A 17,047-nucleotide genomic window follows, 5' to 3' on the forward strand; every position below is an offset into this window, starting at 1 on the left:
CTATTCCTCTGTCCTTGCGGACCGCTTTGCGGTGCGCAGGCGAGCGAAATACTCCATGCGCTTGCGCAGGTCACGCTCAAAGCCGCGTTCGACCGGATGGTAGAAATCCTGCCGCCCAATCTTTTCGGGGAAATATTCCTGCCCTGAAAAGGCCTCCGGCGTGTCGTGATCGTAGATATAGCCCTCGCCATAACCCTGCCCCTTCATCATTTTTGTCGGGGCGTTGAGAATGACCTTGGGCGGCATGGGCGAGCCAGTCGCCTTGGCGACTGAAACGGCCGCCTTATAGGCGGTGTAGACGGCATTGGATTTGGGTGCCAACGCCAGATAGACCACAACCTGCGCCAGCGACAGCTCGCCCTCGGGTGAGCCGAGCATCTGGTAGGCATCCCGCGCCGCCACGGCCAGGGTGAGCGCCTGCGGATCAGCCAGGCCGATATCTTCCGATGCCATGCGGATCAACCGCCGGGCCAGGAACAGCGGGTCCTCGCCCGCATCGAGCATGCGCGCGAAATAATAGAGCGCCGCATCGGGATCGGAACCGCGAATGGTCTTGTGCAGCGCCGAAATGAGGTTGTAATGCCCGTCCTGCGCCTTGTCGTAGATCGGCGCCCGACGCTGCACCACCGAGAGCAGGCTGGTGGGATCGAGCGTTTCCCCCTCTTCCCCCGAAGCCAGAATTTCCTCGACGAGGCCCAACAGCGCCCGTCCATCGCCATCAGCCAGGCCCAGCAAGGTCGCGCGCGCTTCATCCGTTAGTGGAAGAGCCGAGCCCAACAGACTCTCGGCGCGCTGCAAAAGACTCTCGAGATCGTCCAGGCCGAGCGATTCAAAGCGTAGGACCTGACTGCGCGACAATAGCGCAGCGTTGAGCTCGAAAGACGGATTTTCGGTCGTCGCCCCCACCAGCACGACCGTGCCATCCTCCATCACCGGCAGGAAGCTGTCCTGCTGGGCCCGGTTGAAGCGGTGGATTTCGTCGACAAACAGTAAGGTGCGGTGTCCGGACAGGCGCTCGAACCGCGCCTTTTCGAACACTTTCTTGAGGTCCGCGACTCCGGAGAAAATTGCCGAAATCTGCTCGAACCGATAGCCGATCTGATCGGCGAGGAGGCGCGCAACTGTAGTTTTTCCGGTGCCGGGCGGCCCCCACAAGATCAGGGAACCCAGCCGTCCCGAGGCCAGCATCCGCCGCAAGGTTCCTCCCTCGCCCAGCAGATGCTGCTGCCCGATCACCTCATCGAGGCTGCGCGGGCGCAATTGATCGGCCAGGGGGCGGGCCTTGTCGGTTTCGGTTGAATCGGCGGCGAACAGGTCGGACATGGCTTTTCAATAACAGAGCACCGCCCGGTTCGCACTACCCGCGGAGCCGCCGACCTTGGCGCCCCCTCTCACCCGCTTACAATCGCCCGGCTTACGCGTCCTTCGCGCTGCAGGATGATCTGCCATGTCCGCACGCGCTGCGACGCGATTTGCGAGAACGTCGCGGCATCGGTGATTTCAGTGTCATTGAGCGAGAGCAGCACATCATCGACACGCAACCCCATGGCCTCGGCCGGCGAGCCCGGTTGGACCGCCGTCACCAGCACGCCGACGGCGTCATAGGGCATTCCCTTTGCCTCGGCGAGCGCCGGATCGAGCTGTCGAACCGTCACGCCGGCAAAGCGCGAATTGGCCGAAATACTGGCAATAGCGCTATCTGCCGGTTGCGGCGCAGCCTCGACGAGAAAATCAATCGTCTCGGTCGCTCCACTGCGCAGCCGCTCCAATTTTGCACTCTCGCCCAAGGTCCGCGTTGCCAACCGGAAGTTGAAGGCGCTGGGATCATCGACGCGGAAGCCGTCGACCGACAGGATCACATCGCCGGACTGGAAACCGGCCCGCTCAGCAGGACCACTCGGCGCGACCTCGGTGATCATCGCACCATGCGGCGCCATCATGCCCAGGCTCGCTGCAATATCGGAACTGACCGGCTGCATCTTGGCACCAAACCAGGGGCGCACGATCTCGCCGCCATTGACGCCCGCCTCGGCAACCAGCCGGGCCATATTGGCCGGAATGGCAAAGCCGATCCCCACCGATCCGCCCGACTGGGAATAGATGGCCGTGTTGATACCCACCAGCCGTCCCGCCATATCGACAAGCGCCCCACCGGAATTGCCCGGATTGATGGCCGCGTCGGTCTGGATAAAAAACTCATAGTCGGTCGCTTCCACGCCCGTGCGCGCCAGTGCCGAAACAATGCCGCTCGTCACCGTCTGTCCAACGCCAAACGGATTGCCGATGGCAAGCACTAGGTCACCAACCAACAGGTGGTCGCTATCGGCAAAGCTGATGGCCGGAAATGTGGCGTCACCGCCGTCGCGCACCCGCAAGACTGCAAGATCAGTCTGCTCATCCTCGATCACAATATCGACGGCGTACTCCCGCCCATCGCTGAGGGCAATCCGCACATCAGTCGCCCCTTCGATAACGTGCCGATTGGTCAGAATAACGCCGGCAGCGTCCACGATGACACCCGAGCCGAGCGACCGGGACTCGCGGGGCCGGCTCTGGAAATACCGGTCACCGAAGAAGCGGGAGAAAAACGGGTCATTAGCGAAGGGTGAAACCGTCTGCTGCTCGATCCGCGTCGCATAGACATTGACCACGGACGGTGAAACCGCTTCTACGATTGGCGCAAAACTCAGCTTTATTTCTGCATCGCTCTGGGGAATGGCGCGTTGCTCTATGGGAGCATCGGCCTGCGGCGCCTGCGCCACGGCGGGTGGTGCTCCGTTCCATGGGGCAAGGGCCAGGCTGCCTGCCCCCGCGACAACCACCAGGGCAACGCACGAAAACACTAGCGAGCGCAACGACATGGCCAATCCTTCGGAATCTATTTGTAAGCTGAATCACCGCTTGCGGGGAGGACGAGGACAACGCCCAGAATCTGTCACGAAAATGACGCCTCGACATTGTTGGTTGGCCACGCAAATAAACATTTGCGCGAGGGGACACACGGCCCTATATGCAGCGCTCAATTTTCCGCAAACACCCAGCCCCGAAAGGCCTGTTGTCCAATGACTGACGAGCCGAAGACCATCCATGCCAACACCTCGGCATTGATTGCTGCTGAAGCACCCGACTTCCCCTCCTTCCTGTTTTCCGAGAAGGAGTTCCACCGGGCGATCAAGGTCTTCAAAAAGGGCTTTGACGGGCTGCTGACCTATGCGGTCAAATGCAACCCATCGCCGCACATCATTTCCCAGCTGCATGCCGAGGGACTCAAGGCCTTCGACGTCGCCTCCAATACCGAAATGGAACTGGTGCGCGATTACGCGCCGGGTGCGGTGATGCATTACAACAACCCGATCAAGAACAAGCGCGAGATCGCCCGCGCTTATGACGAGTTCGGCGTCCGCAGCTTCACCATCGACCACCCCCAGCAGCTTGACCAGCTCGCCTCGGTCGTGTCGCCCAGCCGCGACGTCGAGGTGACCACGCGCTTCAAGGCCGGCAAGGCGCTCAAATCCTATGATTTCGGCATTAAGTTCGGCGTCATGGAGCAGGCCGCCGCCGAAATCGTCACGGCCGTCGAGAAAATGGGCTATACGCCTAGCCTCTGTTTCCACGTCGGCAGCCAGTGCGAAGATGCCTATGCCTATGAGCGGCATATCGCGGCCGCGGCCCGTATTGTCGAAGAAGCCGGCATCGACCTCAAGCGCCTCAATATCGGCGGCGGCTATCCGGCCCCCTACCCGACCAGCGAAGCCCCCCCGATGGACTATTACTTTGAGACCATCGCCAAGGCCGTTGCCGAACACTTCCCCAACAAGGCGCCCGAGCTCATCATCGAGCCCGGCCGCGCGCTGGTCACCTCGTCCACCTCCCTGCTGCTGCGCGTCAAGCATCAGCGCGGTGGCCAGGCCGTCTATGTCAATGACGGCGCCTATGGTGCGCTGATGGAAGTCAAGTTCATGCACTTCACCCCGCCGGTGCGCGTCTGGCGTGGCCCACGCCTGCACGACAACAATGGCGAGTTCAGCGAATTCACCCTGTGGGGCCCCACCTGCGACAGCTATGACGTGCTGCCCCAGGTGTTCACGCTGCCCGCCGATATCGACGAAGACGATTGGATCGAGTTCGGCTTGATGGGCGCCTATACCCAGGCCTCGCTCACCCCCTTCAACGGCTTCGACCGCCGCGACCAATACTGGGTCGAGAGCATCTATACCGGCAAGGATATGGCGCCGGCCGAATAAATCGCTTCCAAACCACACGAAACCGCCCCGACCAATCGGGGCGGTTTCGGCGTCTCTGGAGACACCAATGACCCCGGTTCTACCGCTTCATAGTCTGGGACAGCGGATCGTCGTCCTCGGCCCCTCCAACGCCGGCAAACCGACCTTGGCCGCGGCCCTTGGGCGAAAGCTCGACATTGCGGTGGTCCATCTCGACCAGCTTCACCACCAACCCAACACCAATTGGGTCCCGCGTCCTCGCGAGGAGTTCCATGCGCTGCAACGCGCGGCCATGCTCGGCGATGCCTGGGTGATGGACGGCAATTATAGCGGCTTGTTTGATGAACGCCTGGCGCGTGCCACCGGCGCGATCGTGCTGGATGATGGCCACTGGCAACGTACGGGACGCTATCTGCGCCGCACCCTGTTTGAGCATCACCGCATCGGCAGTCTGGAAGGCAACAAGGACAGCGTCAAATGGTCCATGCTCCACTGGGTCTTCGTCGCTTCCCGCCACAACGGTGCCCGCTATCGCCGGACCGTCGCCGCCGCCGGCCTGCCGCACGTGTTCTGCCAGTCATTGCGTCAGGTCAGGGACCTCTACGCCGCCTGGGACCTCGCCTGGCCATATCCAGCACACCGACCGGCCCAAAAGCGAGAAAGGCGGCCATGAAAAATCATGACCGCCTCAATTCAGTGTGCTGCAGTGGCGCTTATGCCGCTTCGGCTTCGTCGTCCTGCGTGAAGACCGGACCGGAATCCTGGCCCTTGGCATCGACGTCACGATCGACGAACTCGATCACGGCCAGCGGGGCATTGTCGCCATAGCGGAAGCCGGCCTTGAGGATACGCAAGTAACCGCCCTGGCGTTCCTTGTAGCGCGGGCCGAGCACGGCGAAGAGCTTTGCCACCTGGGCTTCATCGCCGATCTGGGCAATGGCCTGGCGACGGGCATGCAGGTCGCCGCGCTTGCCAAGGGTGACGAGCTTTTCGACGATCGGACGCAGGTCCTTCGCCTTGGGCAGCGTGGTGACGATCTGTTCGTGCTTGATCAGCGCTGCAGACATGTTGGCAAACATGGCCTTGCGGTGAGAAGCGGTTCGGCTGAACTTGCGGCCTCGGGAAGCGTGGCGCATGGGTTATCTCCTAAAGTCTGGGCAGCGCCGGATCAGTAATGATCTTCGTAGCGCTTGGCGAGGTCATCGATATTCTCGGGCGGCCAGTTGTTGACATCCATTCCGAGATGAAGCCCCATCTGTGCCAGGACTTCCTTGATTTCATTGAGCGACTTGCGGCCAAAATTCGGGGTCCGCAGCATCTCGGCTTCCGTCTTCTGGATGAGGTCGCCGATATAGACGATATTGTCGTTCTTGAGGCAGTTGGCCGAGCGGACCGACAGTTCGAGCTCGTCGACCTTCTTGAGCAGCGCCGGGTTGAAGGCGAGTTCAGGAACAGCGTCCTGGGCCTTCTCCTTGGTGGGCTCTTCGAAATTGACGAAAACCGACAGCTGATCCTGCAGGATACGGGCAGCATAGGCCACCGCGTCTTCCGGCGAAATCGCGCCATTGGTCTCGACCGACAGGGTCAGCTTGTCCTTGTCCAGGCTTTCACCGGCACGGGTCGCATCGACCTTGTAGCTCACGCGACGAACCGGCGAAAACAGCGAGTCGACCGGGATGTAGCCGATCGGTGCGTCTTCGGGGCGGTTCTTGTCGGCCGGCACATAACCCTTGCCGGTGTCGACCGTGAACTCGATATTGATCTCGGCGCCGTCGTCGAGATGGCAAATCACCAGCTCGGGGTTCAGCACTTCGATGTCACCGGAAACCTTGATGTCACCGGCAGTGACGGCAGCCGGGCCCTGCTTGGAGAGGGTCAGGCGCTTGGGGCCTTCGCCACCCATCTTCAGGGCGATTTCCTTGACGTTGAGAACGAGATCGGTGATGTCCTCGCGCACGCCGGGCAGCGAGGAGAATTCATGCAGGATGCCGTCAATCTGGATCGCGGTCACTGCTGCGCCCTGAAGCGACGACAGCAGCACGCGACGAAGGGCATTGCCCAGGGTAAGCCCGTATCCGCGCTCAAGCGGCTCGGCAACCACCGAGGCCACGCGCGCGTTGTCGCTGCCCGAAACAATGTCCAGCTTGGTCGGCTTGATCAGTTCCTGCCAGTTCCTCTGGATCGTCACGGTATTGTCCTTTCAAATTAGCGGCCACGCGGCCGCTCCGCCGCAAACACAATAGAACTCCCGGCCCATCCAATCGGCCGGGAGGCTTCCAATCGTCTTGTTAGACGCGGCGCCGCTTGCGCGGACGGCAGCCATTGTGCGGGATCGACGTGACGTCACGGATCGAGGTGACGTTGAAGCCGGCAGCCTGCAGGGCGCGCAGAGCCGATTCACGGCCCGAACCGGGACCACGCACTTCGACCTCGAGGGTCTTCATGCCGTGTTCCTGCGCCTTCTTGGCGGCGTCTTCAGCAGCAACCTGGGCAGCATAAGGGGTCGACTTGCGCGAGCCCTTGAAACCCATCACGCCCGAGGACGACCACGAAATCGTGTTGCCCTGCATATCGGCGATGGTGATCATCGTGTTGTTGAAGGAGGCGTTCACGTGAGCGACGCCCGAAGTGATATTCTTGCGCTCCTTGCGACGGACGCGCGCGACTTCAGTCTTAGCCATTACTATCCTCTAGGATATCGGCGCTGCCGTAATGCCAGCAGCTCCACCACGGAAGAAACGGTCCAAGTCTGACCGGCCAGCTCTTGCGAACCCCGGAAAGGCTTGACCCGCTACTCCCAATTCAAACAACCGCCCCGCAATCGCGGGACAGGAATTACTTCTTCTTGCCGGCGATCGGCTTAGCCGGACCCTTGCGAGTACGAGCATTGGTATGGGTGCGCTGACCGCGAACCGGCAGGCCGCGACGGTGGCGCAGGCCACGATAGTTACCCAGGTCCATCAGGCGCTTGATGTTCATCGCAACATTGCGGCGCAGGTCACCTTCCACGACATAGTCGCGGTCGATGGCTTCACGGATCTGAATGACTTCAGCGTCGGTCAGCTCGTTGACGCGGCGCTCGGCGGGAATCCCGACCGTTTCAGTAATGTCCTTGGCGAACTTCTCGCCGATCCCGTGAATATACTGCAGCGCGATAACCACGCGCTTATTCGTCGGAATGTTGACGCCAGCAATACGAGCCACGTCTGCTCTCCTTCATTCACACGCGCCATCGCGGCGGGTGCCTTTAAACAACAAGGGACCGGATTTCGACCCCCAACTAAGGGAGAACCGAATCCAGCCCAATGATCCATGAGACTGGTGCGGTTCTTTAAGGATAAGACCGGGCGGAGTCAACTGCCCTTCCCGGCCTATTGTTTACTTGCCGAGCGCGCTCTTGATGGCTGCCGTCACATCATCGACAGGCGCCATGCCATCGACTGGCTTCAGGAGGCCCTTGCCGGCATAATATTCCACCAACGGCGCGGTCTGTTCCGAATAGACCCCGAGGCGCTTGCGCAGCACTTCCTCATTGTCATCGGCTCGGGCACCGCCCGACTCCTTGGCGCGGTTGATCACGCGCTTCACCAGCTCATCGGCCTCGGCCTTGATCTCGATGACGGCGTCGAGAGCGATTCCCTTGTCCGCCAGCATCTGATCGAGCGCTTCGGCCTGTGCAATGGTCCGCGGGAAACCATCCAGGATGAAGCCGGGTTTGCAGTCGTCGGCATCGAGACGCTCGGACACGATCCCGTTGACGATGGCATCGGACACCAGGTCGCCGCGGTCCACGATAGCCTTGGCTTCAAGGCCCAGAGGTGTCTTGGCCGCAATGGCGGCGCGCAGAATATCGCCGGTTGAAAGCTGGGGAATGCCGTAAGCGTCCACCAATATCTTGGCCTGTGTGCCCTTCCCCGCCCCCGGGGGTCCCAACAGGATCAACCTCATCGACGCTTGCCTCCTCCAAGACGGGATTTCTTGAGCAGCCCCTCATATTGCTGGGCCACCAGATGGCTCTGGATCTGCGTGATCGTGTCCAGCGTCACCGTCACCATGATCAGCAGCGAGGTACCGCCGATAAACTGGCTGACTGCCAATTGGCTGAACAGCACTTCCGGGATCAACGCCACGACCGTCAGATAGATGGCGCCGACAACGGTGATGCGGGTCAGCACATAGTCGATATGCTGCGCGGTCCGTTCGCCCGGACGGATGCCCGGGATGAAACCGCCGGAACGCTTCAGATTGTCCGCCGTCTCGCTCGGGTTGAACACGATGGCCGTATAAAAGAAGGCAAAGAAGATGATGAAGAACGCGAATAGCGCCAGATAAAGCGGCTGCCCGCGGCCCAGCAGCGCCGTAACCGTCGTCAGCCAGGCCGGCGCATTACCCTGCGCGGCGAACGAAGCGATAGTTGCCGGCAGCAGCAGCAGGGACGAACCGAAAATCACCGGAATAACACCCGACGTATTCAGCTTGAGCGGCAGGTGCGACGTGTCGCCCTGGAACATCTTGTTGCCAACCTGGCGCTTCGGATACTGGATCAGCAGCCGGCGCTGGGCGCGCTCGAAGAAGATGATCACGGCGATCACCACCAGGGCCAGAACCAGCATGCCGAGACCGGCCAGAGCTGGAATGGCGCCCGTGCGGGCCAGTTCGAGCGTCTGCGCCACGGTCGAGGGCAGATTGGCCACGATACCCGCAAAGATGATCAGCGAAATACCATTACCGACGCCGCGCGCGGTGATCTGCTCACCCAGCCACATCAGGAACATGGTGCCACCAACCAGGGTGATCACCGTCGAAATGCGGAAGAACCAGCCCGGATTGAGCACGACGCCCTGGCTACCCTCGAGGCCCACGGCAATGCCATAGGCCTGAACCGCGCAGAACAGCACGGCCAGATAGCGGGTATATTGGTTCATCTTGCGGCGCCCGGCCTCCCCTTCCTTCTTGAGGGCCTCAAGACGGGGGGACGCTGTAGCGATCACTTGCACCACGATAGATGCAGTAATGTAGGGGATCAGGTTCAGCGCGAAGATCGCCATACGCTCCACGGCACCACCGGCAAACATGTTGAACATGCCGATAATGCCTTGCTGCGACTGTTCGAAAGTCGCGCGGAACGCGTCGGGGTCGATTCCCGGAACAGGAATGAATGTGCCCAAACGATAAACAAGCAGCGCTCCGAGAGTGAACCAGATGCGCTGCTGAAGGGCTTTCGCCTTGGAAAAGGTCGAGAAACTGAGATTACGTGCCAGCTGTTCGGCTGCGGACGCCATATACCGCTCCTACGGCTTGAATGCCAGGTGCGCTCGGAGCGCTGGAGACGCATATATGGGATATGTGTCGGCCAGACGCAACAAACCAAAAGAGCGCACCCAGCGTCATGCCGGGTGCGCCCTGCCGAGTGGATTACTCGGCGCGTGGGGCCTTCTTCCAGGTCTCCTTGACCGGGATAAGGTCAAGCTTGCCGCCTGCAGCCTCAATGGCGGCAGCAGCGCCCTTGGTGGCGTAATCGACCTTGAAGGTAACCTTCTTGGCCGAGAAACCTTCCGAACCGATCAGACGGACACCGTCCTTGGCGCGACGAATGACACCGGCCGCGATTAGGGCAGCAGCGTCCACAACACCCTTGGCGTCGAGCTTGCCGCTGTCGATATAGGCCTGGATGCGGTCGATGCGGACTTCATTGAAGTCCTTCGGGTTCCAGGCGTTGAAGCCGCGCTTGGGCATACGCATGTGAAGGGGCATCTGGCCGCCTTCAAAGCCGTTGATAGCCACACCGGCGCGAGCCGTCTGGCCCTTGCCACCGCGACCACCGGTCTTGCCGACGCCCGAGCCGATACCACGGCCGATACGGACGCGGGTCTTGTTGGCTCCGGGATTATCGCGAAGTTCGTTCAAACGAGTCATTGATCCGACCTTCCTTTACTCGCCGACAACGCGGACGAGATGCGGGATCTTGTTGATCATGCCGCGCACTTCGGGCGTATCAACCAGCTCACGCTGCTTGTTCATCTTGTTGAGCCCGAGACCGATCAGGGTCGCGCGCTGGCTCTTTTCACGGCGGATCGGCGAACCGACCTGCTGGACAACGATGGTCTTAGCTTTTGCCATAATAGTTCTCCACCGGCCCTATCAGGCTTCCACTGCAGCCTCGCCGCGGCGAGCCTGGAGTTCCGAAACCTTGATACCGCGACGCGAAGCCACCGAACGGGGGCTGTCGACGCGCTTGAGCGCATCGAAGGTGGCGCGGATCATGTTGTAGGGGTTCGCAGTACCCTGCGACTTGGCAACGATGTCGTTGATACCCAGCGTCTCGAAGACGGCGCGCATCGGACCACCGGCGATGATACCGGTACCCGGAACGGCTGCACGCAGGATGACCTTGCCGGCGCCGTGGCGACCGGTGACATCATGGTGAAGCGTACGGGCGTCGCGCAGCGGCACGCGGATCATCTGGCGCTTGGCCTGTTCGGTTGCCTTGCGGATAGCCTCGGGCACTTCACGGGCCTTGCCGTGACCGAACCCGACGCGACCCTTCTGGTCGCCGACAACGACGAGCGCCGCAAAACCGAAGCGACGGCCGCCCTTCACAACCTTGGCCACACGGTTGATGTGGACCAGGCGATCGACGAACTCGCTTTCGCGTTCTTGAACGTCTCTGCTCATAATTCTCTTCCTCGCCGTTGTTAGAACTGCAGGCCGCCCTCACGGGCAGCATCTGCAAGGGCCTTAACACGGCCATGATAGATATAGGCGCCACGGTCGAACACGACTTCGCCGACACCAGCCTTAACGCCACGCTCGGCGATCAGCTTGCCAACGGCCACGGCCGCTTCGGCATTGCCACCGTTCTTGAACGAACCGCGCACGTCCTTTTCCAGGGTCGAGGCAGCGGCCAGCGTGCGGCCGGTGGTGTCGTCGATGATCTGGGCGTAAATATTCTTGTCCGAGCGGAAAACGCTGAGACGGGGACGACCAAAGGCACGAGCCTTGAGCGCCTTGCGGACACGGGCCTTGCGGCGTTCCGCACCTTTTGCAGAAATAGCCATCTGTGGCGCTCCTTACTTCTTCTTGCCTTCTTTGCGGAAGACCTGCTCGTCGGCGTAACGCACGCCTTTGCCCTTATAAGGCTCGGGGGGACGCCAACCGCGGATCTCGGCCGCGACCTGGCCAACCTGCTGCTTGTCGATGCCGGACACCACGATCTCGGTGGGGGCCGGAACGGCAAGGGTGATACCCTGGGGAGCTTCATAAACCACTTCGTGGCTGAAACCGAGCGAGAGCTTGACGTCCTTGCCCTGCATGGCAGCGCGGTAACCCACGCCCTGGATCGCAAGCTTCTTCTCGAAGCCGGCGCTCACACCGGTAACAAGGTTCTGGATCAGCGCGCGGGTGGTGCCCCAGGCGGCGCGAGCTTCACGGGTGTCATTGGCCGGAGTGACGACAACGCCGTCATCACCCTGCTCGACATTGACGATATCCATGAGCTGCAGGCTCAGTTCGCCCTTCGGGCCCTTGGCCGAGACGGTACGACCATTGATCGTAACCGTGACGCCGTTCACCGGGGCCACCGGTTTCTTGCCAGTACGTGACATAATGCTTCCTTGAGTAATCGTCTTACCGATCCTCTAAGCCAAGTGGCTTAGAAGACGCGGCAGAGTACCTCGCCACCCACATTGGCGGCCTTAGCTTCGTGGTCGGCCATCACACCCTTGGGGGTGGAGAGGATCGACACACCCAGGCCATTGGCAACCTGCGGGATGTTCTTGACAGATGCGTAAACGCGGCGGCCGGGACGCGAAACGCGCTCGATCGTGCGGATAACGCCCTCATTGTCCGAATACTTGAGTTCAATCTCGTACTCGGCGGCACCGTTCTCGAACTTCGTCTCCGAGTAGCCGCGGATGAACCCCTCGGACTGGAGAACGTCCAGCACACGACCACGCAGGGTCGAAGCCGGAGTCGTAACGGAATTCTTGCGACGCTCCTGAGCGTTGCGGATACGGGTCAGCATATCGCCGATAGGATCGGAAAAGCTCATTTGATGTTTCTCCTTACCAGCTCGACTTCACCAGACCCGGGATCTGACCCAGGTTGCCCAGCTGACGCAGGGCGATACGGCTCATCTTGAGCTTGCGATAGTAACCACGCGGGCGACCCGACACTTCGCAACGGTTGCGAATGCGGACCTTTGCCGAATTGCGCGGCAGTTCGGCCAGTTTGAGGCTGGCCTTGAAACGCTCCTCAATGGGAGTGTCCTGGTTCTTCACGGTCGCCTTGAGCGCAGCGCGCTTGTCGGCATACTGCTTGGCCAGAGCGGCGCGCTTCTTGTTCTTTTCGATGGAGCTGGTCTTTGCCATGTCCTGATCCTTTATCCCTTCCCTATGCCGCTTACTGGCGGAACGGGAAGTTGAAAGCCTTGAGAAGCGCACGCGCCTCATCATCGGTCTTGGCCGTGGTGCAAACCACGATGTCCATGCCCCAAACCTGATCGATCTGATCGTAGTTGATCTCGGGGAAGATGATGTGTTCCTTGATGCCCATGGCATAATTGCCACGGCCGTCAAAGGCGTTCGGGTTGAGGCCGCGGAAGTCGCGGACGCGCGGCAGGGCGATATTCACCAGGCGGTCCAGGAATTCATACATGCGCGTCTTGCGCAGCGTGACCTTGACGCCAAGCGGCATGTTCTCGCGAACCTTGAAGCCGGCGATCGACTTGCGGGCATGCGTGATGACGGGCTTCTGACCGGCGATCAGCTCGAGCTGGTCGGCAGCAGACTTCACCTTCTTGGTGTCGTTGACGGCTTCGCCAACGCCCATGTTCAGCACGATCTTGTCAAGGCGCGGCAGCTCCATGACGTTCTTGTAGGCAAACTGCTCACGCAGCGCGGCCTTGATCGTATTGTCATATTCGGTCCGGAGACGCGGAATGTAAGCGGTCTCAGCCATCGATCTGATCTCCGGTGGTCTTGGCGACGCGGGTCTTCACGCCGTCCTTGATCTGGAAACCGACGCGGGACGGCTTGCCATCCTTGTCGGCGACCGCCAGGTTCGAAAGATGGATCGGCGCTTCCTTGGTGAAGATGCCGGCATCGTTCGATGCAGTCTGCTTCTGGTGGCGACGAACCAGGTTGATACCCTGGACGATCGCGCGGGTTTCGGACGGGATGACGGACAGGACCTGACCGGTCTTGCCCTTGTCCTTGCCGGCCAGGACGACCACTTTGTCGCCCTTCTTGATCTTGGCGGCCATTACAGCACCTCTGGGGCAAGCGAAATGATCTTCATCTGGTTCTTGGCGCGGAGTTCGCGCGGAACCGGTCCGAAGATGCGGGTGCCGATCGGCTCCTTCTGATTGTTCAGAAGAACGGCGGCGTTCTTGTCGAAACGGATGACGGTGCCGTCGGGACGGCGGATGTCGGTTGCGGTGCGAACCACCACGGCCTTCATCACCTGGCCCTTTTTGACGCGGCCGCGCGGAATAGCGTCCTTGACCGAAACGACGATAATGTCGCCGACCGAGGCGTATTTTCGATGCGAACCGCCCAGCACCTTGATGCACATGACACGACGAGCGCCGGAATTGTCCGCGACGTCGAGATTGGACTGCATCTGGATCATGACTGGATGCCTTCTAGTTTATCGGCTGCACCGTCACCCGGCGCGCCGACCTGAATTGTTTCTCTTACGCAGACGGAACCAGCGCCCAGCGCTTGTTCTTCGAAATCGGCGCGGTTTCCTCGATCCACACGGTCTGACCGACCTTCGCCACGTTGTTTTCGTCGTGGGCGTGATACTTCTTGGAACGACGCACGGTCTTCTTCAGAAGCGGATGGGTGAAACGGCGCTCGACACGAACCACGATGGTCTTGTCATTGGCGTCGGAGACAACGGTCCCCTGCAAAACGCGCTTTGGCATGGGTGTGAATCCTTACTTAGCTGCGTTCTTTTGGCCGAGGACGGTCTTGATCCGCGCGATATCGCGGCGGACTTCCCGAACCCTGGCCGGCTTTTCCAACTGCTGGGTAGCGCGCTGGAAACGCAGGTTGAACTGTTCTTTCTTCAGGTCGACGAGCTGATCTTTCAGTTCGTCTGCGGTCTTGGCCCGCACATCACTGGCTTTCATGCTCGTGTTCCTTAGTCGGCAATACGCGTGACAATACGCGTGGTGATCGGCAACTTCATTGCTCCGAGGCGAAGGGCCTCCTTTGCAACGTCTTCGGGTACGCCGTCAATCTCAAAAACGATACGACCCGGTTTTACCCGCGCGGCCCAGTACTCCACCGAACCCTTACCCTTACCCATACGGACTTCGGTAGGCTTCTTGGAAACCGGCAGATCCGGGAAAATCCGGATCCAGACGCGGCCCTGACGCTTCATCTCACGAGTGATGGCACGACGGGCAGCTTCGATCTGGCGGGCCGTAACGCGTTCCGGCTCGGTGGCCTTGAGAGCGTATTGGCCGAAAGCCAGGGTGGTGCCACCCTTGGCTTCGCCGTGAATGCGGCCCTTGTGGGCCTTGCGGAACTTGGTTCTCTTCGGTTGCAGCATAATGAACTAACCTTCTTATGCGCGTTCGCGATCGCGGTCGCCGCGTTCACGGCGCGGTTCGCGCTCGGAACGCTGACCACCTTCGCCGCCTTCGGTGGCGCGACGCTCATGGGCCGAGGGATCGTGCTCAAGGACTTCGCCCTTGAAGATCCAGACCTTGATACCGATGATGCCGTAAGTGGTTTCGGCTTCGGCAGTACCGTAGTCGATATCGGCGCGCAGGGTGTGCAGCGGCACGCGACCTTCGCGGTACCATTCGGTACGGGCGATATCAGCGCCGCCGAGACGACCACCGACATTGACGCGGATACCACCGGCGCCCATGCGGATTGCGGTCTGCACAGCGCGCTTCATGGCGCGACGGAATGCCACACGGCGTTCCAACTGCTGGGCAATGCCCTGGGCAACCAGCGTCGCATCGGTTTCCGGCTTGCGCACTTCAACGATGTTGATGTGCACTTCGCTGTCGGTGAACTTCTTCACCTTGGCGCGGATCTTGTCGATGTCAGCGCCCTTCTTGCCGATCACGATACCCGGACGGGCAGTGTGGATCGACACGCGGCACTTGCGGTGCGGGCGCTCGATGACGATCTTGGAAACCGCAGCGGCCTTCAGATCCTTCATCAGCATGGTGCGGATCTTCAGGTCTTCCTGAAGCAGCGCGCCATATTCACCCTTATTGGCGAACCAACGGCTGTCCCAGGTCCGGTTGATGCCGAGGCGGAAGCCAATCGGATTGATTTTCTGGCCCATTATGCGGCCTCCTCAACTTGCCGGACAACAATCGTCAGGTGCGAGAACGGCTTCTCGATGCGCGACGACCGACCACGGCCGCGAGCGGTGAAGCGCTTCATCACCAGCGAATTGCCCACATAGGCTTCAGCAACGACAAGAGCGTCGGTGTCCAGGCCGTGGTTGTTTTCGGCGTTGGCGATGGCGCTCTCGAGCACCTTCTTCACCTGGCCGGAGATGCGCTTGTGGCTGAATTCGAGATCGGCCAGGGCCCGCTCGACCTTCTTGCCACGGATCAACTGCGCGACGAGGTTCAGCTTCTGAGGGCTGATGCGCAGCATGCGCAGCACAGCCTTTGCCTCGTTATCCTTGAGAGCGCGCTCAGTCTTAGGCTTGCTCATCTCTTACTTCCTCTTGGCCTTCTTGTCGGCCGCGTGACCGTAATAGGTACGGGTCGGCGCGAACTCGCCAAACTTGTGGCCGATCATTTCCTCAGTGACGAGCACCGGAACATGCTTCTGGCCATTGTGCACGCCGAACGTGATGCCGACGAACTGCGGCAGAATGGTCGAGCGACGGGACCAGATCTTGACCACATCGTTGCGGCCAGAGGACTGGGCCTTCTCGGCCTTCTTGAGCAGGTAGCCGTCTACGAACGGGCCCTTCCAAATCGAACGGGTCATGTCTTACCTGCCCTTCTTCACGTGACGGCTGCGAACGATAAACTGATCGGTAGCCTTGTTGCTGCGCGTACGCTTGCCCTTGGTGGGCTTGCCCCACGGGGTCACCGGATGACGGCCACCCGAGGTACGGCCTTCACCACCACCATGCGGGTGGTCGACCGGGTTCATGGTCACGCCGCGGTTAACCGGCTTGCGGCCGAGCCAGCGATTGCGACCAGCCTTACCCATGGAGGTATTGGCATGGTCCTGGTTCGAGACGGCACCGACAGTGGCCAGGCACGAGCCATGCACGCGGCGCTGCTCACCCGAATTAAGGCGAAGGATCGCCCAACCCTGGTCGCGACCCACATACTGGGCATAGGCACCGGCCGAACGCGCCACCTGGCCGCCCTTGCGGGGCTTGAGCTCGATATTGTGCACGATGGTACCCACCGGCATGCGCTCGAGCGGCATGGTATTGCCCGGCTTGACGTCCGCGCCGTTGAGCGAGGAGATCACCTTGTCGCCGGCGGCAAGACGCTGCGGAGCCACGATATAGGCCAGCTCGCCATCTTCGTACTTGATCAGCGCAATCCAGGCGGTGCGGTTCGGATCGTATTCGAGACGTTCAACTGTCCCGACCACGTCGAACTTCACGCGCTTGAAGTCCACCATGCGATAGCTGCGCTTGTGACCGCCACCACGGTGGAACGCAGTGATGCGACCACGGTTGTTACGACCACCGGATTTGCTCAGGCCTTCGGTCAGAGCCTTGACCGGAGCGCCCTTCCACAGTTCCGAACGGTCAGTCGTCACCAGGGTGCGGCGGCCTTCGGAGGTGGGGTTATAAGTCTTTAGAGCCATTTGTCT

27 protein-coding genes are annotated in these 17,047 nt (G+C 60.8%); 2 read left to right on the forward strand and 25 right to left on the reverse strand.

All coding sequences use genetic code 11. The features are described from left to right. Positions 1-1,323, reverse strand: a complete 1,323-nt coding sequence (locus V8Z65_RS09220; protein ID WP_338719276.1) for a replication-associated recombination protein A — start codon at positions 1,321-1,323, stop codon at positions 1-3. A 68-nt stretch (positions 1,324-1,391) separates the two neighbouring features. Next, positions 1,392-2,861 carry a Do family serine endopeptidase gene (locus tag V8Z65_RS09225; RefSeq protein WP_338719278.1) on the reverse strand — a complete coding sequence of 490 codons (1,470 nt, stop codon included), beginning with the start codon at positions 2,859-2,861 and terminating at the stop codon, positions 1,392-1,394. A gap of 201 nt (positions 2,862-3,062) precedes the next feature. Between V8Z65_RS09225 and V8Z65_RS09230 the strand changes: the two genes are divergently transcribed. Together V8Z65_RS09230 and V8Z65_RS09235 are read left to right on the forward strand one after the other, a co-directional pair. Further along, a complete protein-coding gene (locus tag V8Z65_RS09230) occupies positions 3,063-4,244 on the forward strand; it encodes a type III PLP-dependent enzyme (protein ID WP_338719280.1) in 1,182 nt (393 codons plus the stop codon). 67 nt (positions 4,245-4,311) lie between these two features. Further along, positions 4,312-4,896: an AAA family ATPase gene (locus V8Z65_RS09235; protein WP_338719282.1), complete on the forward strand. Its 585-nt coding sequence runs from the start codon at positions 4,312-4,314 to the stop codon at positions 4,894-4,896. 40 nt (positions 4,897-4,936) lie between these two features. Here the strand turns inward: V8Z65_RS09235 and rplQ are convergent, their stop codons facing one another. The 23 genes from rplQ to rplB all read right to left on the reverse strand — a co-directional run bounded on the left by rplQ (position 4,937) and on the right by rplB (position 17,041). After that, a complete protein-coding gene (gene rplQ / locus V8Z65_RS09240; protein WP_338719284.1) occupies positions 4,937-5,359 on the reverse strand; it encodes a 50S ribosomal protein L17 in 423 nt (140 codons plus the stop codon). Between the two features lie 32 nt (positions 5,360-5,391). Further along, positions 5,392-6,411 carry a DNA-directed RNA polymerase subunit alpha gene (locus V8Z65_RS09245; RefSeq protein ID WP_338719286.1) on the reverse strand — a complete coding sequence of 340 codons (1,020 nt, stop codon included), beginning with the start codon at positions 6,409-6,411 and terminating at the stop codon, positions 5,392-5,394. Positions 6,412-6,511: 100 nt separating this feature from the next. Next, on the reverse strand, positions 6,512-6,904 hold the full coding sequence (gene rpsK, locus V8Z65_RS09250; protein WP_046104437.1) for a 30S ribosomal protein S11: 393 nt from the start codon (positions 6,902-6,904) through the stop codon (positions 6,512-6,514). 154 nt (positions 6,905-7,058) lie between these two features. Beyond that, positions 7,059-7,427, reverse strand: coding sequence for a 30S ribosomal protein S13 (rpsM, locus tag V8Z65_RS09255; protein WP_338719291.1), 369 nt, complete (start codon positions 7,425-7,427; stop codon positions 7,059-7,061). A 174-nt stretch (positions 7,428-7,601) separates the two neighbouring features. Then, positions 7,602-8,171, reverse strand: a complete 570-nt coding sequence (locus tag V8Z65_RS09260) for an adenylate kinase (protein WP_338719293.1) — start codon at positions 8,169-8,171, stop codon at positions 7,602-7,604. Then, positions 8,168-9,505 carry a preprotein translocase subunit SecY gene (gene secY / locus V8Z65_RS09265; RefSeq protein ID WP_338719295.1) on the reverse strand — a complete coding sequence of 446 codons (1,338 nt, stop codon included), beginning with the start codon at positions 9,503-9,505 and terminating at the stop codon, positions 8,168-8,170. Before secY ends, V8Z65_RS09260 begins: the two co-directional genes overlap by 4 nt. A gap of 133 nt (positions 9,506-9,638) precedes the next feature. Then, positions 9,639-10,139 (reverse strand): 50S ribosomal protein L15, encoded by a 501-nt coding sequence (rplO, locus tag V8Z65_RS09270; protein ID WP_338719297.1) that lies wholly within the window; start codon positions 10,137-10,139, stop codon positions 9,639-9,641. Positions 10,140-10,154: 15 nt separating this feature from the next. After that, complete coding sequence (gene rpmD, locus V8Z65_RS09275; RefSeq protein WP_067453366.1) at positions 10,155-10,343, reverse strand: 50S ribosomal protein L30; 189 nt, start codon at positions 10,341-10,343, stop codon at positions 10,155-10,157. A 21-nt stretch (positions 10,344-10,364) separates the two neighbouring features. Then, entirely contained in the window at positions 10,365-10,898 is a 534-nt protein-coding gene (rpsE, locus tag V8Z65_RS09280) for a 30S ribosomal protein S5 (protein WP_104894188.1), read from the reverse strand. Positions 10,899-10,918: 20 nt separating this feature from the next. Then, positions 10,919-11,281 carry a 50S ribosomal protein L18 gene (rplR, locus tag V8Z65_RS09285; RefSeq protein ID WP_338719303.1) on the reverse strand — a complete coding sequence of 121 codons (363 nt, stop codon included), beginning with the start codon at positions 11,279-11,281 and terminating at the stop codon, positions 10,919-10,921. 12 nt (positions 11,282-11,293) lie between these two features. Then, positions 11,294-11,827, reverse strand: coding sequence for a 50S ribosomal protein L6 (rplF, locus tag V8Z65_RS09290; protein ID WP_338719304.1), 534 nt, complete (start codon positions 11,825-11,827; stop codon positions 11,294-11,296). Positions 11,828-11,874: 47 nt separating this feature from the next. Then, positions 11,875-12,273: a 30S ribosomal protein S8 gene (gene rpsH / locus V8Z65_RS09295; protein ID WP_198875321.1), complete on the reverse strand. Its 399-nt coding sequence runs from the start codon at positions 12,271-12,273 to the stop codon at positions 11,875-11,877. A 13-nt stretch (positions 12,274-12,286) separates the two neighbouring features. After that, entirely contained in the window at positions 12,287-12,592 is a 306-nt protein-coding gene (gene rpsN / locus V8Z65_RS09300) for a 30S ribosomal protein S14 (RefSeq protein WP_067453355.1), read from the reverse strand. A gap of 31 nt (positions 12,593-12,623) precedes the next feature. Continuing rightward, on the reverse strand, positions 12,624-13,181 hold the full coding sequence (gene rplE, locus V8Z65_RS09305) for a 50S ribosomal protein L5 (RefSeq protein ID WP_338719305.1): 558 nt from the start codon (positions 13,179-13,181) through the stop codon (positions 12,624-12,626). Continuing rightward, positions 13,174-13,485 carry a 50S ribosomal protein L24 gene (gene rplX / locus V8Z65_RS09310; protein WP_183312493.1) on the reverse strand — a complete coding sequence of 104 codons (312 nt, stop codon included), beginning with the start codon at positions 13,483-13,485 and terminating at the stop codon, positions 13,174-13,176. Before rplX ends, rplE begins: the two co-directional genes overlap by 8 nt. Further along, positions 13,485-13,853 (reverse strand): 50S ribosomal protein L14, encoded by a 369-nt coding sequence (gene rplN / locus V8Z65_RS09315; protein ID WP_104894182.1) that lies wholly within the window; start codon positions 13,851-13,853, stop codon positions 13,485-13,487. The genes rplX and rplN overlap by 1 nt, the downstream gene beginning before the upstream one ends. Before the next feature lie 64 nt (positions 13,854-13,917). Beyond that, positions 13,918-14,151 (reverse strand): 30S ribosomal protein S17, encoded by a 234-nt coding sequence (gene rpsQ, locus V8Z65_RS09320; RefSeq protein WP_046104451.1) that lies wholly within the window; start codon positions 14,149-14,151, stop codon positions 13,918-13,920. 12 nt (positions 14,152-14,163) lie between these two features. Beyond that, the gene (gene rpmC, locus V8Z65_RS09325) at positions 14,164-14,358 is read right to left on the reverse strand and encodes a 50S ribosomal protein L29 (protein ID WP_104894180.1); all 195 of its coding nucleotides are present in this window, start codon (positions 14,356-14,358) and stop codon (positions 14,164-14,166) included. 11 nt (positions 14,359-14,369) lie between these two features. Then, positions 14,370-14,783: a 50S ribosomal protein L16 gene (gene rplP, locus V8Z65_RS09330; protein ID WP_169194895.1), complete on the reverse strand. Its 414-nt coding sequence runs from the start codon at positions 14,781-14,783 to the stop codon at positions 14,370-14,372. 15 nt (positions 14,784-14,798) lie between these two features. After that, positions 14,799-15,536: a 30S ribosomal protein S3 gene (gene rpsC, locus V8Z65_RS09335; protein ID WP_338719320.1), complete on the reverse strand. Its 738-nt coding sequence runs from the start codon at positions 15,534-15,536 to the stop codon at positions 14,799-14,801. Continuing rightward, positions 15,536-15,916 (reverse strand): 50S ribosomal protein L22, encoded by a 381-nt coding sequence (gene rplV, locus V8Z65_RS09340; protein WP_067453330.1) that lies wholly within the window; start codon positions 15,914-15,916, stop codon positions 15,536-15,538. The genes rpsC and rplV overlap by 1 nt, the downstream gene beginning before the upstream one ends. 3 nt (positions 15,917-15,919) lie before the next feature. Continuing rightward, the gene (gene rpsS, locus V8Z65_RS09345; RefSeq protein WP_338719323.1) at positions 15,920-16,198 is read right to left on the reverse strand and encodes a 30S ribosomal protein S19; all 279 of its coding nucleotides are present in this window, start codon (positions 16,196-16,198) and stop codon (positions 15,920-15,922) included. Positions 16,199-16,201: 3 nt separating this feature from the next. Continuing rightward, positions 16,202-17,041 carry a 50S ribosomal protein L2 gene (gene rplB / locus V8Z65_RS09350; protein WP_338719325.1) on the reverse strand — a complete coding sequence of 280 codons (840 nt, stop codon included), beginning with the start codon at positions 17,039-17,041 and terminating at the stop codon, positions 16,202-16,204. Between the last annotated feature and the right edge of the window lie 6 nt (positions 17,042-17,047).

Source organism: Devosia sp. XK-2 (genome assembly GCF_037113415.1).
In the GTDB taxonomy this organism is placed as follows: domain Bacteria; phylum Pseudomonadota; class Alphaproteobacteria; order Rhizobiales; family Devosiaceae; genus Devosia.